General features: G+C 67.2%; 14 protein-coding genes, 1 tRNA gene and 1 CRISPR repeat array. Of the genes, 11 read left to right on the top strand and 4 right to left on the bottom strand.

Features of this window, described 5'->3' with window-relative positions:
- Nucleotides 1–18: 18 nt before the first annotated feature.
- A CRISPR array of direct repeats spans nt 19–706; the repeat unit is 37 nt; unit sequence GCAGCACCGGCCCTCGCGGGTCGGTGAGGATCTCAAC.
- A 213-nt stretch (nt 707–919) separates the two neighbouring features.
- The gene (locus ACFPM7_RS17480) at nt 920–1,168 is read right to left on the bottom strand and encodes a hypothetical protein (RefSeq protein WP_378248700.1); all 249 of its coding nucleotides are present in this window, start codon (nt 1,166–1,168) and stop codon (nt 920–922) included.
- Between the two features lie 509 nt (nt 1,169–1,677).
- On the opposite strand from ACFPM7_RS17480, the gene cas3 reads away from it, so the two are divergent.
- Genes cas3 through cas2 form a run of 7 tightly spaced genes read left to right on the top strand, consistent with a single transcriptional unit; the run spans nt 1,678 to nt 9,132 of the window.
- Nucleotides 1,678–3,831 (top strand): CRISPR-associated helicase Cas3', encoded by a 2,154-nt coding sequence (gene cas3 / locus ACFPM7_RS17475; protein WP_378248699.1) that lies wholly within the window; start codon nt 1,678–1,680, stop codon nt 3,829–3,831.
- Between the two features lie 47 nt (nt 3,832–3,878).
- Nucleotides 3,879–4,487 carry a type I-C CRISPR-associated protein Cas5c gene (gene cas5c / locus ACFPM7_RS17470; protein WP_378248698.1) on the top strand — a complete coding sequence of 203 codons (609 nt, stop codon included), beginning with the start codon at nt 3,879–3,881 and terminating at the stop codon, nt 4,485–4,487.
- Complete coding sequence (cas8c, locus tag ACFPM7_RS17465) at nt 4,487–6,286, top strand: type I-C CRISPR-associated protein Cas8c/Csd1 (protein ID WP_378248697.1); 1,800 nt, start codon at nt 4,487–4,489, stop codon at nt 6,284–6,286. The genes cas5c and cas8c overlap by 1 nt, the downstream gene beginning before the upstream one ends.
- Nucleotides 6,283–7,176, top strand: a complete 894-nt coding sequence (gene cas7c / locus ACFPM7_RS17460) for a type I-C CRISPR-associated protein Cas7/Csd2 (RefSeq protein ID WP_378248696.1) — start codon at nt 6,283–6,285, stop codon at nt 7,174–7,176. Before cas8c ends, cas7c begins: the two co-directional genes overlap by 4 nt.
- Nucleotides 7,173–7,814 carry a CRISPR-associated protein Cas4 gene (cas4, locus tag ACFPM7_RS17455; RefSeq protein ID WP_378248695.1) on the top strand — a complete coding sequence of 214 codons (642 nt, stop codon included), beginning with the start codon at nt 7,173–7,175 and terminating at the stop codon, nt 7,812–7,814. Before cas7c ends, cas4 begins: the two co-directional genes overlap by 4 nt.
- An 8-nt stretch (nt 7,815–7,822) precedes the next feature.
- Entirely contained in the window at nt 7,823–8,839 is a 1,017-nt protein-coding gene (gene cas1c / locus ACFPM7_RS17450) for a type I-C CRISPR-associated endonuclease Cas1c (protein ID WP_378248694.1), read from the top strand.
- Nucleotides 8,840–8,841: 2 nt separating this feature from the next.
- Nucleotides 8,842–9,132, top strand: a complete 291-nt coding sequence (gene cas2, locus ACFPM7_RS17445; protein ID WP_378248693.1) for a CRISPR-associated endonuclease Cas2 — start codon at nt 8,842–8,844, stop codon at nt 9,130–9,132.
- 1,620 nt (nt 9,133–10,752) lie between these two features.
- Here cas2 and ACFPM7_RS17440 read toward each other — a convergent pair.
- Nucleotides 10,753–10,829 (bottom strand) — tRNA-Leu (locus tag ACFPM7_RS17440).
- Between the two features lie 128 nt (nt 10,830–10,957).
- Between ACFPM7_RS17440 and ACFPM7_RS17435 the strand changes: the two genes are divergently transcribed.
- The 3 genes from ACFPM7_RS17435 (at nt 10,958) to ACFPM7_RS17425 (ending at nt 13,701) form a co-directional block, all read left to right on the top strand.
- On the top strand, nt 10,958–11,551 hold the full coding sequence (locus ACFPM7_RS17435) for an ANTAR domain-containing response regulator (RefSeq protein ID WP_378248701.1): 594 nt from the start codon (nt 10,958–10,960) through the stop codon (nt 11,549–11,551).
- Between the two features lie 319 nt (nt 11,552–11,870).
- Nucleotides 11,871–12,602, top strand: coding sequence for a hypothetical protein (locus tag ACFPM7_RS17430; RefSeq protein ID WP_378248692.1), 732 nt, complete (start codon nt 11,871–11,873; stop codon nt 12,600–12,602).
- A 316-nt stretch (nt 12,603–12,918) separates the two neighbouring features.
- Entirely contained in the window at nt 12,919–13,701 is a 783-nt protein-coding gene (locus ACFPM7_RS17425; RefSeq protein ID WP_378248691.1) for a pyridoxal-phosphate dependent enzyme, read from the top strand.
- Nucleotides 13,702–13,714: 13 nt separating this feature from the next.
- Here ACFPM7_RS17425 and ACFPM7_RS17420 read toward each other — a convergent pair whose 3' ends face one another.
- Nucleotides 13,715–14,293, bottom strand: a complete 579-nt coding sequence (locus ACFPM7_RS17420; protein WP_378248690.1) for a VOC family protein — start codon at nt 14,291–14,293, stop codon at nt 13,715–13,717.
- 148 nt (nt 14,294–14,441) lie between these two features.
- Here ACFPM7_RS17420 and ACFPM7_RS17415 point away from each other — a divergent pair, with 148 nt between their 5' ends.
- On the top strand, nt 14,442–15,179 hold the full coding sequence (locus tag ACFPM7_RS17415; protein WP_378248689.1) for a class I SAM-dependent methyltransferase: 738 nt from the start codon (nt 14,442–14,444) through the stop codon (nt 15,177–15,179).
- Nucleotides 15,180–15,228: 49 nt separating this feature from the next.
- Here the strand turns inward: ACFPM7_RS17415 and ACFPM7_RS17410 are convergent, their stop codons facing one another.
- Nucleotides 15,229–15,426, bottom strand: a complete 198-nt coding sequence (locus ACFPM7_RS17410) for an MbtH family protein (protein ID WP_378248688.1) — start codon at nt 15,424–15,426, stop codon at nt 15,229–15,231.
- Between the last annotated feature and the right edge of the window lie 5 nt (nt 15,427–15,431).

The raw sequence follows: 15,431 nt of genomic DNA, 5'->3' as shown, positions 1-15,431 counted from the left end.
CCTCGGGGTTGCGGTGTTGCAGCACCGACCCTCACGGGTCGGTGAGGATCTCAACTCCAGGGTGCCGGTCAGGTCGACCGTGAACCAGGGCAGCACCGACCCTCACGGGTCGGTGAGGATCTCAACACACCTGATCGACTTCGAGCTGGGTGTCATGGAGAAGGCAGCACCGACCCTCACGGGTCGGTGAGGATCTCAACACCACCGTCGGCATGACGCTCGACGTCCTCAATGGAGCTGCACCGACCCTCACGGGTCGGTGAGGATCTCAACCTGCAGGCGCTCGCCGACGCCGTGCGCGCCAACGCCATCACCGACCCTCACGGGTCGGTGAGGATCTCAACCCCTCTCTGGCCTGCGTCACAAGGTCGGCAAGAAGGCAGCACCGGCCCTCGCGGGTCGGTGAGGATTTCAACTGTCCACGGGGCGGCCCCAACAATTAGTGATCTTGCAGCACCGGCCCTCGCGGGTCGGTGAGGATCTCAACAGCACCTTGCGCAGGAACTCCACACCGGAGGCCCGGCAGCACCGGCCCTCGCGGGTCGGTGAGGATCTCAACCACCACAGGCCCATGCCCTTGGTGGCGTGCTCCATCGCAGCACCGGCCCTCGCGGGTCGGTGAGGATCTCAACGTCGTGGACGGCGCATCGACCACGGTCATGCGGCGCGGCAGCACCGGCCCTCGCGGGTCGGTGAGGATCTCAACTTCGGCCGCCCGCCCACCGTGCGCCCATACAGGGCGGTAGCACCGGCCCCCAAGGGTCGTTAAGGACCTCGATCGGACCGGTTAAGTCAGAGTCGCTCCCGCCGTCGGGCAGTATCGCCTTTCGCGGCTTGGTGAGGCCGAGATTGTGGATAACAAGAGTGCGATTCGGCGTGTTTCTGAGGAGCGGTGGCGTGCGTTCTGGCGGTCCGTTGTTCATTCGATGAATGAGTTGAACAGGTTTATGGCGACGAGCGCTGCGAGAAGGGTGGCGGTGGAAGCAGTGTGTGTCGAGTGTCCCGCTCCGGCGATGAGAGAGCCGGTCAGGCCGCCTGTCGACAGGCCAGCCAGTACGACGACCGCGGAGCGCAAGGTGATCAGTTCCGGTCGACGGCGATCGCCACCGTTCAGCGCATGTCTCCCTTCTCGCGCGTGAATGTTGCCTGGGTGGATGGGTGTGATCAAGACGGCTTCAGTGCCTTGCCAATAACTGAACCACCGCCATGGCCGCGAAGTGATAATGTTGTCACCTGTAGGAGTGAACATCCGTTGTGCTTCTCGTTGAGGATCAGGTGGTGTTGGTCTGGCCGCAGCGAGAGTTGCTAGCCTGCGGGGATAACAGGTTCCGGCCTCTTTGTTTGGGTGTTGCCTGGTTGGCGCAGGATAGAGTTACCTGCGGGGATCTCAACGGTTATTGGCATCTCGTGTCGACTGGTTCAGTGATGGTGATACAGCGCTCCGCTGGCGGGCTCGAACGGTTCGCTGGTGGAGCGAAAAATGATGGATGTTCGCGTTGGGGCTGTTCGGGTGAATCGGGTGTCTCGTCGGTGGTTGGGTTTCGGGTTCTGTCGGTCGGGGGGCTTAGGGTTTGCGGTGCTCGTCGGGGGAGACGGCGTTGGAAGGATCTTTCTGTGGAGTTGCGGGCGCATAGCCCTGGGGATGGCTCGGGTCGGTGGCATCCGTTGGGTGAGCATGTGCGTGAGACCGCGCGGTTGGCGGGGTTGTTCGCTGAGCCGTTTGGGGCGGGGGAGTTGGCGCATGCCGCTGGTCTTGTCCATGACGCGGGTAAAGCGACGGAGCGGTGGCAGGAGGGGTTGATTCGTGCTGCGGCGTCGGGGGGTCCTGTCGGGTTGGATCACAAGATGTTGGGGGCGTGGTTGTTGCTGCGGCGGGGGAAGGTGGCGGCGGCGACGGTGATGGGGCACCACGGCGGGCTGCAGTCCGCGGCAGCGCTTGCCGGTGTGGGGCCCGAGGGTGATCCGTGGGTGGAGATCGAGCGGTTCTTCGGTGTGGTGCCGGAGGCCCGAGCGTTGGTGGAGGGGCCGTCGTTGATGCCTGTGGGGTGGGGGGATCGCGCGGTGGCGGAGTTCGGTGTGCGGATGGTGTTCTCGGCGTTGGTGGACGCCGATCATCTGGACACGGCCGCTCATTTCGCTGGGGCGTCGGTGCGGTTGGCGCCCGCTTCTGACATGGAGGCGTTGGCTGCGCGGTTCGAGCGTGAGCGGCTCGCGGTGGTGGCGGGTCGTTCGCCTTCGCCTGTCGACGCGATCCGGGAGGCGGTGTTCGAGGAGGTGATGCGGCATGCGCCGGGGGAGCGTGGCGTGTTTCGGATGCCGGGGCCGACGGGGTCGGGCAAGACGTTGACGTTGGGGGCGTTCGCGTTGCGGCACGCGGCGTGTCACCGGATGTCGCGGGTGGTCGTGGCGGTGCCGTTCACGACGGTGACCGAGCAGACCGCCGCTGTGTATCGGCGGTTGCTCGGTCGTGATGTGGTGTTGGAGCATCATTCCAACACCGAGGTGGAGCATCACCGGCCGCACTGCGTGTTCGGGGGTCGTGATGCGTCGTTGGGGGCGGAGAATTGGGATGCGCCGTTTGTGGTGACCACGACGGTGCAGCTGTTCGATTCGTTGTTCGGGCGGATGCCCGCGCGGTCGCGCAAGCTGCATCGGCTGGCGAACGCTGTGATCGTGTTGGACGAGGTGCACGCGTTGCCTGCGGATCTGTTGGAGCACATTCTGGACGGGTTGCGGCTGCTGACCGAGCACTTCGGCGCCTCGGTGGTGTTGGCCTCGGCCACCCAGCCGGCTTTCGAGCACTTCCCGGCCGGTCGCCGCGCGGGTATCCGATCGCTGGTCGCCGATGCCGGTGTGTTGTACCGGTCGTTGAAGCGGGTGCGCTACGAGTGGCGGGTGCAGCCGCAACCGACGCTGCCGGAGATGGTGGCGGAGGCGGCGGCCGAGCCGCGGGCGTTGGTCGTGGTGAACACGGTGGATCACGCCCGGGTGTTCTTCCGGGACCTGCAGCGCGCGGCCCCGCACGCCGCGGTGTTCCACCTGTCGACCCGGATGGTTCCCGCGCACCGTCGGTGGGTGCTCGCCGAGGTGCAACGTCTTCTCGCTGAGGGTGCTGCGGTGACGGTGGTGTCCACGCAGCTGGTGGAGTGCGGGGTGGACATGGACTTCCCTGTCGTCTTCCGCGCGTTGGCGCCTGCGGAGTCCTTGCAGCAGGCCGCGGGCCGAGCCAACCGCGAGGGTGCACTGCCCGAGCATGGCAGGGTCGTGGTGTTCGACATCGCCGATCTGCCGGTTCCTCGCTTTTACCGGGCGGCGGTGGACAAGACTCGGACGTTCTTCGCCGATCCTCGGATCGACCCCGACGACCCTGTGGTCCTCGACGCCTACTTCCGCGCCCTCTATCAAAGCCAGAACGTGCAGGACGGCGGCCGGGCGTCTGCGATCACAGCTGCCCGACACGACTTGGACTTCGCCGCGGTGGCGGACGGCCCGCTCGTCCAACAAGGCTCTTCCGTCCGTGATCGGCGGCTGGCGTTCCGGATGATCGACGACGACGGGGTGCCGGTGGTCGTCTCCGACTACGGCGACACCGACCGCGTCCTGGACTTGGTGGAGCAGGTCAGGGCAGGGCAGGGGCCGTTGCGGGAGGTGTTCCGGGAGTTGCGTGGCCACATGGTGCGTCTGCCCCGCCACGTGATGGACCGCCCCGACGTGGGGGCGCTGTGCCGGCCGTTGGTCGCAGGCAGCCGCGCGATGTGGGAGTGGGTCGGCGCGTACGACCGGCAGGTCGGCATCGACATCGACGCGATCGACAAGGAGACGATCTTTTGATCCTGAAACTACCGACCTCGGCCGGGGCACCCCCGGTCTCGGTGCAGGTGCGAGGCGACGGCGCGTTGTTCACCCGCCCCGAGTTGAAAGCCGAACGGGTGACCTACCCGATCATGACACCGACCGCCGCGGCAGGGGTGCTCGAGGCCATCTTCTGGAAGCCGGAGTTCACGTGGCAGGTGGTGGCGATCGAGGTGCTCAACCCGATCGACTACTTCACCCAACGCCGCAACGAGACCAACGATCTGCCGTCGCTGGTCGACGCGGCGGCAGGACGACGCCGAGTGGACACGGTCGCCAACAGGGTCCAACGCAACTCGCTGTGCCTGCGCGAGGTCGCCTATCGCATCCACGCCCATGTGCGGCTCAAACCCGACGCGAAGAAGACCGAAGCCGCCTACCGCGATCAGTTCCGCCGCAGGGTCGCCCGCGGCAGCTGCTTCTCCCAGCCGTTCCTCGGCACCCGGGAGTTCACCGCGTACTTCGAGCCGGTCGACGACACTCCGCCGATCTCGCGCAGCGAGGATCTCGGGATCATGCTCCACAGCATCAACTACTCGACAACCCCGGCCACGTTCACCTGGTTCACCGCACGCCTCGACAGCGGTGTCCTGCACGTACCCGCAACCGGTATCCCCGGGAGCGTGACCGGCTGATGCTGCTGCAACGCCTGGCCGAGCACGCCCGCACCCAACCGCATACACGACCGTTCCACCGCGCGCTCGGGTTCCGCTGGGAACTACGCCTCAACCACGACGGAACACCCGCGGCCACATCGCTGGAATCGGTCACCACCACCGACGCCAAAGGCAAAGCGCGGCTGGCCGAACACATCGTCCCCGCCACCGTCCGCACCGTCGGTGTGGCCCCCAACCTGGCCGCCGACGATGTCCAGTACGTGCTCGGCTGGGCGGACCCCACCACCAGAACCGACCGAGTGGCCCGCTGCCACGCCGCTTTCGTCGACCTCACCCGCCGCTGGGCCCAGACACACCCCGACGACCCCGCAGCAGCGGCACTGATCGCCTTCTACGATCGCGGCGGACCCGACCTGATCGAACGCGCCGACGACATCGCCGCAAAGGACCGAGTCCTGGTCACCGTCGGCGGCCGGTTCGCCCACGACGCCACAACAGCGGCATCGTTCTGGTCCCACGAGGTCACGAACCGCAAAGGCAGTGCCAACTCAGGGCTGTGCCTGGTCTGCGGCACAACAGGATCGTTGCTCGACACCATCCCCAGCAAGGTCCCCGCCAAGCTCGTCCCGGGCGCCAGCAACGACACCGCGCTCATCAGCGTCAACGAACGGGCCTTCGGCTACGACCTCACCGAGCAACTGGCCTGCACCCCGATCTGCGTCGGCTGCGGCGAAGCCGTCTCCAACGGCCTGGTGAGCGTGCTGTCCTCACCGCACACCCTCAACTACAGCGGCGAGAACACCCGCCTGGCCTGGTGGACGGTCGACGCCGCCGAGTTCGACCCCGTCAACGTGGTCATCAACGGCACCCCCGCCGAGATCGACCAACTGCTCAACGCATTCCGCAAAGCTGACAAGAACCGCGCAAAGACCATCGGCGACGGGATAGACCCGGCACGGTTCTGCGCGCTGAGCATCGGTGGCAACGTCGCCCGCATCATGGTCCGCGACTGGATCGACATGCCACTCGATGACCTGCGCACCAACATCGGGCGCTGGTTCGCCGACCACGAGATCACCCCACGGTGGCCCGGGGAACCCACCTGCCACACCCTGTCCCGACTCGTCACGTGCACCGGACGATGGCTCCGCCAGGAACGCCGGTACGCCTTCCTCGGCGCCAAAGGCGCCCACCGTCCCGACGGCATCCAGAACGACCTGCTGCGCAGCGCACTGCGCGGCACCCCGGTGCCCCCGTCCGTCCTCACCCACCTGATCAACCGCATACGCACCGACGGCCATCTCGACAACCCCCGAGCAGCGCTCCTACGCCTGAGCCTCACCCGAGCCTGCACAGCCAGCACGGAGAAACCCTTGCCCTCCCTCAACACCACCAGCCGCGACCCCGCCTACGTCTCCGGACGCATCTTCGCCACCCTGGAGAACATCCAGATCACAGCACTCGGACGAGACCTCAACACCACCTACGGCGACCGCTACTTCGCCAGCGCCGCCGACCACCCCCAGATGGTGCTGATCAACGGCCGCAAGGAAGCCAAAGCGTGGCTGGGCAAACTCCGCCGCAACGACAAGACCCGCGGCGCCGCAGTCAAACTGTCCGACACACTCGACGAACTGTTCGACCTGATCGAACACAAGCCGGGCATTCCCCGGCGGACCACCGTCTCCCAGCAGGGCGCGTTCATGCTCGGCTACCACCATCAGCGCGCCTCCGACCAGCGCTCCCGCGCCCACGCCCAGACCAAGGCCAAGGCCAAGAACAACGTCGCCAACGACTCGGAGGACCCGACCCCGTGACCGCCCCGCACCTTGACCCCGCCGTCCGCCACGACATGGTGTTCCTCTTCGACATCACCGACGGCAACCCCAACGGCGACCCTGACGCAGGCAACCGCCCCCGCACCGACATGGAGACCGGCCACGGCCTGGTCACCGACGTCGCCCTCAAGCGCAAGATCCGCGACACCATCGCCCTCGCCGCCGAGGACGACCCCCGCTACAACGTGTTCGTCCAAGCAGGCCACGCCCTCAACACCCGCCTGGCCGAGTCCTACCAGGCCAACGGACTCCAACTCGACGACAAGAAGATCACCGCCGAGCAAGCCGAACCGGCCAAAGCCTGGCTGTGCGACCGCTACGTCGACATCCGCCTCTTCGGCGGCGTCCTCTCCGTCGGCAAGACCCGCGCCCTCGGCCAGATCCGCGGCCCCCTGCAAGTCGGCATCGCCCGCACCATCGACCCGATCTCACCGGCCGACCACGCCATCACCCGCGTCACCCAAACCAAACAGGAAGACATCGACAAGGGCGAGACCACCGAGATGGGCGGCAAATGGACCGTCCCCTACGGCCTCTACAAGACCGAGATCTACTACTCGGCCACCCGCGGCACCAAGACCGGTGTCACCAGCCGCGACCTCGAACTCTTCTACCGCTCTCTGCAGATGATGTTCGACCACGACCGCTCCGCCACCCGAGGTCGTCTCGCCCCCCGCGGCCTCTACATCTTCACCCACCACGACAAGTTCGGCGCCGCCCCCGCCCACACCCTCACCGAACGCATCCACATCCAGAGCCACAGCCACACCCAACCCGACTTCGCGCCACGACACTTCACCGACTACAAGATCACCGTCGACCAGGAGAACCTCCCCGACCAGATCACCCTCACCACCCTCTACACATGACCGCGCCGGATGAGCACGACCTGCCACACCAGGGCGACAGCATCCCGATCTCCGCGATCGAACACCACGCCTACTGCCCCCGGCAGGCCGTGCTCATCCACCGCGAAGGCTACTTCGACGCCAACACCGACACCGTCCGCGGCGACCTGGCACACCAAGCCGTCGACCGACGCGCCACCACGACCATCCGCGGTAACACCGTGTGGACATCGCTGCCGGTGTGGAGCAACTCCCTCGGAGTACACGGAGTATGCGACACCGTCCACCTCCGCGACGGACGACCCATACCCGTGGAACACAAGTCCGGCGGCTACCGGCCAGGCTCCGCGGCCGACCTCCAGGTAGCAGCTCAGGTCGTGTGCCTGCGCGAGATGTTCGCCACCGACATTTCCTACGGTGAGGTGTTCGCGGGGCGAACACGCCGCCGATACACCGTCACCGTCGACGACACCCTCCTGCAGCGCCTCACCGACACCGTCACAGCTCTCCGAGCCGCCCTCGCCGCCATCCGCGCACCCACACCGGTCAACGACCGCCGCTGCACCCGGTGCTCCCTCAAACCCGGCTGCCTTCCAGACATCCCCACCACCCCCACCAACCTATTCACCCCGCAGCCTCCAGCGGACTGGACCGACTGAAACCCCTTATGAACGAACTCCTGCGCACCCTCTACATCACCACCCCAGGCACCAGCCTGCACCTCGACAGCGACACCATCCGCGTCATCCACCCCGACAAGCCCGGACGCCACCTCCTGCCCCTGGTCAGAATCGACGACATCGTCGCCTTCAACGGAGTCACCGTCACCGACGACCTCCTCCACCGCTGCGCCGCCGACGCCCGACCCGTCACCTGGGTCACCCGCAACGGCCGCTTCCTCGCCCGAGCCCACGGACCCCACAACGGCAACGGCCTCCTACGCCTGGCCCAAGCCCGCGCCCACGACAACCCCGACCACCGCAACACCCTCTGCCGCGCATTCATCGCCGCGAAACTCCACAACTACCGACAACTCATCCTGCGCGCCGCCCGCGACGCCACAGGACAACGCCAAACTCACCTCAGAGCGATCGCCGAACGCCACGCCACCGCCATCACCGACCTCCCCGCCGCCGCCTCCACCGAAGCGATCCTGGGAATCGAAGGACGCGCCGCACGCGACTACTTCCAATCCCTACCCCACCTCGTGAAAGGAGCCACACCCGGCAGAACCCGACGACCACCCCAAGACCCCGTGAACTGCCTGCTCTCCTTCGGCTACGCCATGCTGCGCATCGCCGTCCACGGCGCCTGCGAACACGTCGGCCTCGACCCCCACATCGGATACCTCCACGGCATCCGCCCGGCCAAACCCGCCCTCGCCCTCGACCTCATGGAAGAACTCCGCCCACTCCTCGTCGACCGACTCGTCTTCACCCTCCTCAACCGAGGCCAAATCACCACCCGACACACCCAGACCGAACCAGGCGGAGCCGTCACCCTCACCGACGACGGCCGAAAAACCTTCCTCCACCACTGGTCAGAAGCCCGCGAACGCACCTGGCACCACGCCACCCTGAACCGCGACATCCCCGCCGGACTCCTACCACTCCTGCAAGCCAGACTCCTCGCCCGCCACCTCCGAGGAGACACACCCACCTACCACCCCTGGACCCTCACCTAGACATGGAACTCCTCATCACCTACGACATCGACACCACCACCCCCGAAGGAGAACGCCGCCTCCGCCGCGTCGCCACCACCTGCGAAGGACACGGACACCGAGTCCAGAAATCAGTCTTCGAGATCATCTGCACACCGGCCCAACGCCTCACCCTCGAAGACACCCTCACCACACTGATCAACCCACAAACTGACAGCATCCGCATCTACCAACTCGACCGCGGCACCTTCACCAACACCACCCACCTCGGCAACGCCACCACACCACCCCACCACGGCGCACTCATACTCTGAAACACGCCCCCACACCCGAGACCCAGACACGCAGCCAGCACGGACGGCGCCATCCGGAAGGGCACCGTCCCTGGTGAGATCGATGAGATGTGCACTTCACCTGCACTCGTCAAGTAGCGCACCGCCACACCGGGCAGCGAGCCCCGATACCTTCGCCTTCCGTGAGCATTCAGCCTTCTCCAGCTCGCTTCGGAACCCCAAGCGTCCAGCGAAACGCCGAGAGGCTCCGAACCAGAACGACGGCGTGTTGCCCTAATCCTGGCGTTGCCAGCTACATCAGGAAGCGAAACGACCAAGAACTCCCATCTCAAGCGGGGCAGCACCGGCCCCGCCAGGTCGGTGAGGATCTCAACTACCTCGTCGCCGCCGTCGCCCTGGGGGTCAGCGCAGAGCAGCACCGGCCCCGCCAGGTCGGTGAGGATCTCAACCTCTGCGTGGTTGAGGTAGTCGGCGGCGTCGATGAGGCAGCACCGGCCCCGCCAGGTCGGTGAAGATCTCAACTCCTGCTCGTCCTGCTCCACCTTGTCGAGGTGAGCCGCAGCACCGACCCCGCCAGGTCGGTGAGGATCTCAACTGCACGCCCTGCACGCGGCGGCGCACCGGCTCGGCCAGCAGCACCGACCCCGCCAGGTCGGTGAGGATCTCAACCGCCACGGGCAGACCCTTGACGGCTCGGTGGTAGGTGCAGCACCGACCCCGCCAGGTCGGTGAGGATCTCAACAAAGTGGACGATGGCTTTTGGCGACCCCGCAAGGTGGCAGCACCGATCCCACCAGGTCGGTGAGGATCTCAACCCCGCGTGGGCGACGTTGGCCACGCCCTCGTGGTGGCAGCACCGACTTCACTAGGTCTGTGAGGATCCCAACTTCGCCGCAAGCGCCGGCGACATGCAGGTCTGCGACGCAGTACCGACCCCGCCAAGTCGGTGGGGATCTCAAACGTCGCGTACAGCGACGGCAGGTCAACAGCACCGACCTGCCAGGTCGGTGAAGATCTCAACGCCGGCGTGTCTGGCATGCCGATGACGAGTCCGGGCAGCATCGACCCAGGTCGGCGAGGCACTTCTTACTCGTTGGATGGCCTGGCGAGCCTTCGTCACGCTACGGCGACAGCCATGAACACTCGGGTATGGCCGTTGACTTCCCTGCCTGGGTAGCCGTTGCAGCGGCCCTCCTGCCCAGTGTGTGCCCAAGTTGTCTCAGTACACAATGTTTCCGCAGATCAGGCTATATGCGCGCACCGCTCTCCGGAGGCGGGAGCCTCAGCGGGGCCACCTGTCGAACGTTTGAACTCATGGGCACGTCTCAACCGCATCTGTGGCCCAACTGCGGTCTAGGCGGTGGTGGCGTCCGCCGACGTTCCTGATCTTGGTCGAGCGCTACGGGCCGGGCTCGTAACGCCGGCTGAGAGGTCGGCGACGAGCTGTCTCGACGGTCGTGTGACGTACCGAGCGCGGGTGTCGGCAGGGCGTCTGCTGGCCACCCTCGGCTGTCGGGCTCGGGCAAACTCGGGCACGTATAGGGCACAGACACCCGTAGATGGCCGGATGCAGCACAGAACAGCCGGACTTGTCAAGATCAACTTATCGCGAAGTTTTTGCAGGTCAGACCGCGTTTTCGCTGGTGCCCCCGGTGCGATTCGAACGCACACTGGACGGGTTTTGAATCCGTTGCCTCTGCCGATTGGGCTACGGGGGCGTGGTGGGTAACTGTACGGGGTGGGGGTGGTTGGGGTGTTGGCGGGTTCACTCGTTATGTGACGACGGGGCGTAACACGGCGGCGGTAGGCTGCGGGTTCTTGTGGGGTCGAGGCTTGGAGGGTGTCGGTGACCGAGGTGGCTGGTGAGGCGCCTGTGCGGCGGGTGTTGGTTGCCGAGGACGAGGCGTTGATTCGGCTTGATCTCGTCGAGATGCTCCGTGAGGAGGGGTACGAGGTCGCCGGGGAGGCTGCTGATGGGGAGCAGGCCGTGCAGTTGGCGGGGGAGTTGCGGCCTGATCTGGTGATCATGGACGTGAAGATGCCCCGGATGGACGGCATCGATGCTGCCTCGGCGATCGCTCGGGAGCGGATCGCGCCGGTGGTGATGTTGACGGCGTTCAGTCAGCGGGAGTTGGTGGAGCGGGCTCGGGATGCTGGGGCGATGGCTTACCTGGTGAAGCCGTTCGCCAGGCATGACCTGGTGCCTGCGATCGAGTTGGCGGTCAGTCGGTTCGCCGAGTTGCACGCGTTGGAGAACGAGGTCGCGGGGCTTACCGAGCGGTTGGAGACGCGGAAGGTCATCGAGCGGGCCAAGGGGCTGCTGATGTCCAAGCAGGGGCTGAGTGAGCCGGAGGCGTTCCGGTGGATCCAGCGGACGGCGATGGATCGGCGGACGACCATGAAGGCTGTCGCGGAGGCCGTGTTGGAGCACATCACCTGAGGTGGTCGGCGGGCACGTGTGTCGACGGCGGCGAGTACGGGAGGCGGCGTAGGCGAGGGCACCGGGTGCTCGTCGCCTTCTCGGTGGCGCTCGTCCTGGGTGACTCGCGCCCGTGATGCGGTCGTGACGTGTTGGGCGGGTGGGTGATGGCCGTGGACGGGGAGCCGAGGTTGGGGATCGGTCTCGGGCGCTGAATGCCGCTGCCGTAACGGCAGGCGGCTGAGGGACGAAGCAGGGTGGCGGGGCACGGTCGGTGTCCGGCCAAACGTCACCCGGCAGTCCATCGAACGTGTGCAGATCCAAGCCAGGGAGACCGTCGGTGCCCACTGTTTCGCTTGTCTACGTGAAGTGCGTCAGCCCGTCGGGAGGCGTGAGCAACGGCGTGGTGATCGGTGTCGCCGCCGGAGCGGTGGTGCTCACCGCCGCCGCTGGTGTCGCTGCCACCGTGGTCACGGCCGGGGCCGCAGGCCCTGCCGCCGCGGGAGCGGTGGCCGTGGAGCTGACGGAGGCGGGTGCCCTCATCGGGGGAGCCGCCGTTGAGGGATCGGGTATCGCGGCGGCGGGCGGAGCGGGTGTCGCCGCCGCGGCGGGTGGGGCAGCGGCGGGTGGGGCGGCGGTCGGCGTGGTGGCCGGGGCGGCTGGGGCCGCGGCGGGTGTCATCTCGGGGATGACCGCGTCGACGGGGTGTCAGATCGCCGTTGTCGCGACGGCGGCGGTGGTGGAGTCGGCGAAGCTGGCCGACCATGTCGACAAGAGCCTGTTCAGCGCTGATGACTTCTACCTGAAGTACTGGGTGGAGGACTCCCGCGAGACGCGGTGGCCCGCGGACTCCACCAGGACCATGGACGCCGGGCAGACCATCGACATCGACGACGTGCGCATCGAGTTCTCGACCATGGCCGAGCTGAAGCTGTACGACGCGGACGACCTGAGCAGCGACGACGACATGGGCGGCATGAGATTCTACGCCGACGCCACCCCCGGTCGCTACACGGCGACCGTCACCAGCAACATCGGCAGCGTCTACGAACTCATGTACGTCGTGGAGTGAGACCCGGCCCCGCTTGGTGTCAACGGGGGATTGACCGATCGCATGATCGTCGTAAAGTGATCAACTAGGTGGACCGCCGTAACGGCACGACTGCACGGCGGCCAGGACCAGCAACGCCACCAGGCCCGGTCGACAACCCGTCCGCGACTGCTCGCGGCCGTAAGGGACGACCGGTGCCGCGCCGACCGCGGTGGCGTCAGGTTCCAGTCAGGACTGGACGCCGGACTCGTTCCGGCGTCCAGTCCCGCTTTCGTCGCCAAACCTAGGAGACCACGTGTCGCACTCGCCCGGACTGGCTGTTCACGACGATTCCGCGGTGGCGGAGGTGCGGCTGAGTCCGCCGGTCGAACTGCACACCGTGGACATCCCGGCGGGCACCGTCACCGTGGTGCGCGACGACCTGTTACCCGGCGGCACCAAGCAAAGGGCGCTCATCCCCTACCTGCAAGCGCGCCGCGGCCGTGGGACGTCGACATTCGTCTACGCCAGTCCCGCACCGGGTTTCGCCCAGGTGGCCCTCGCCCACGTGTGCGCTCTGCTTGGCACGCGGTGCGTGGTGTTCGCCGAGTTGCTGGACGGCGAACCGCACCCCCACTCGCTGCTGGCGCACGAGTACGGCGCCGAGATCATCGCCTGCCCGTCGTTGGCGGAGGCCACCACCGCGGCCGAGGCGTTCGCCGCCGAGGCGGCTGGCCGCTGGGCAGCGCCCCTGGGCTTCGGCGACGCGCAGTTCGGCAGCTGCCTGCGGGAGCAGATCGCCCGTGAGTGGCACTTCATCGGCGAGCGGGCCAATCCGGTCCCCACGAGGGTCTGGGCGCCGGTCGGCAGTGGAACGCTCGTCACCGCTCTGCGCCGAGCGCTGCCGGGAGAGGTGCACCTCGAATGCCTCGACGTCGGAGTGCTCGATCCCGCCGACCGCCGCCTCCGCGCTCTCGCCGCTCTGCCCGGCGTGTCCGTGCGCCGCTCCTCGCAGCCGTTCCTGCGCCCCTGCGACGACCCGCCGCCGATCCCGTCCAACAGCCATTACGACGCCAAGCTCTGGCCGCTCATCCGTGAGCACGCAGCGCACGGTGACCTGTGGTGGAACGTCGCCAAGTGACGTGCGCGGGGGATCACGTGCCCGCGGTCCGTTCGACCAGCTCGTCGCGGAAGGCCTTGGCGTCCCGCAGTTCCGGTTCGGAGCCGTCGGCCTGGTTGATCGCGCCTTCGAGGATCTTCAGGGCCTGGTGCTCGTCGCCCTTGGCGTCGGCCAGGCGGGCCGCGTTCTCCATGGCTCTGGCGAGCTTGGTGCTGGGCTCGGGCTCCTGGGTGGACTTGTTGACCCGGATCCAGTTGCCGCCGGGATCGATGACGGTGAAGCCGGTGTAGCGGTCGTTGCGCAGGCGGGGCCTGGTCATGCGCGGAATGCCGGAAACGAGCAACTTGCCGTGCACGGCGCGCATTCCCGCCGCGAACGCCTCGAACAGCGGTCCGGTGTCCTGCACGATGATCAGGCAGCTGCTGTGCGAGTGCTCGGGGACATGGCCGTCCATGCCGTAGAAGTGCAGGTTGATGTCCTCGCGCCGCAGGGCGATGTAGGGGTTCGGCCGGGTCTGGCGGTAGGTGGGGGCGAAGCCGAGCATCTCGTAGAAGGTCGCGATCTCGTCGATGTCCCGACAGGGCAGGAGCGGAATCGTCAGTTCGTTGGCCACCGCCCGAAGCTAGGACGGGAACCGCCGAAACGACACGGAGGTGTTTGCTCAAGCGAATGCGGATGCTCTTCAGGTGGTCCCGACGCGTGATCTGCGCTCGGCTGGAGCATCCGGGCAACCGTTGCGCGGCTGGGGCGTCTCTGTCGACATGACGTCGACTCAGGACGGTCTGGAGTTCGCGGATGGCTACGACAGCATCGCCGAGGCGTACTCAGCCGAGAACGAGACCAGTCTTATGAACGCCTACTACGAGCGGCCCGCGATGCTGGACCTCGCCGGAGACGTGGCGGGCCTGCGAATACTCGACGCCGGGTGCGGTTCGGGGCCGTTGTCCGCCGTGCTGCGTGACCGGGGTGCGGTGGTGACCGGGGTGGACGCGAGCGCGGGCATGGTGGAGTTGGCCCGGCGGCGGCTGGGGGCCTGCGCCGATGTGCGGGTCGCGGACCTGGCTGATCCGCTGCCGTTCGCCGACGGCGCGTTCGACGTCGTCGTCGCGTCCCTGGTGCTGCACTACCTGCGGGACTGGGGGCCTGTGCTGGGCGAACTGCGCCGGGTGCTGACGCCTGGCGGGCGGCTGATCGTCTCGGTGGAGCACCCGTTCGTCATCAACTTGATGCGGCGCGAGGCCGGGGAGAAGCCCGACTACTTCCAGACCTGCGAGCGGATAGAGGACTGGGCCCTGGGCGGGCAGAGCGCCCGGCTGAGGTTCTGGGACCGGCCGCTGCACGCCATGACGGACGCCTTCGTCGGGGCGGGCTTCCGCATCGACGTCATCAGCGAGCCCGCACCCGCGCCCGAGGCTCACGAGCTGTTCTCCGAGGAGCTGGAGCGGTACCCGGGGAAGCGTTTCCTGGGCTTCCTCTTCTTCGCCCTGACGGTGGGCTGACCGCCCCGGCGCGGAGGGCGGGCCGAGGGGATCGGCCCGCCCTCCGGGGTCAGGCGCTGTCCATCTGGGTGCGCAGGCTGCGGGGGCGCATGTCGGTCCAGACCTGGTCGACGTGGGCGCTGCACTCCTCGCGGGTGCCGGTGGTGCCCTCGTCGCGCCAGCCCGCGGGGATGTCGAGGTGGGCGGGCCAGAGGGAGTGCTGGTCCTCGTCGTTGACCAGCACGCGGTAGGTGGTGTCGTCGTCCATGGTTC

The sequence above is a fragment of the Actinokineospora guangxiensis genome, assembly GCF_042657845.1.
Taxonomy (GTDB): Bacteria; Actinomycetota; Actinomycetes; order Mycobacteriales; family Pseudonocardiaceae; genus Actinokineospora; species Actinokineospora guangxiensis.
This window is presented reverse-complemented; position numbering and strand designations above follow the sequence as displayed.

What these genes read in the sequence shown, in the direction of transcription:
- cas8c (WP_378248697.1), top strand. Translation starts at nt 4,487, where the DNA reads ATGCTGCTGCAACGCCTGGCCGAGCACGCCCGCACCCAACCGCATACA.
- cas4 (WP_378248695.1), top strand. Translation starts at nt 7,173, where the DNA reads ATGACCGCGCCGGATGAGCACGACCTGCCACACCAGGGCGACAGCATC.
- cas1c (WP_378248694.1), top strand. Translation starts at nt 7,823, where the DNA reads ATGAACGAACTCCTGCGCACCCTCTACATCACCACCCCAGGCACCAGC.
- cas2 (WP_378248693.1), top strand. Translation starts at nt 8,842, where the DNA reads ATGGAACTCCTCATCACCTACGACATCGACACCACCACCCCCGAAGGA.
- ACFPM7_RS17415 (WP_378248689.1), top strand. Translation starts at nt 14,442, where the DNA reads ATGACGTCGACTCAGGACGGTCTGGAGTTCGCGGATGGCTACGACAGC.
- ACFPM7_RS17410 (WP_378248688.1), bottom strand. Translation starts at nt 15,426, where the DNA reads ATGGACGACGACACCACCTACCGCGTGCTGGTCAACGACGAGGACCAG.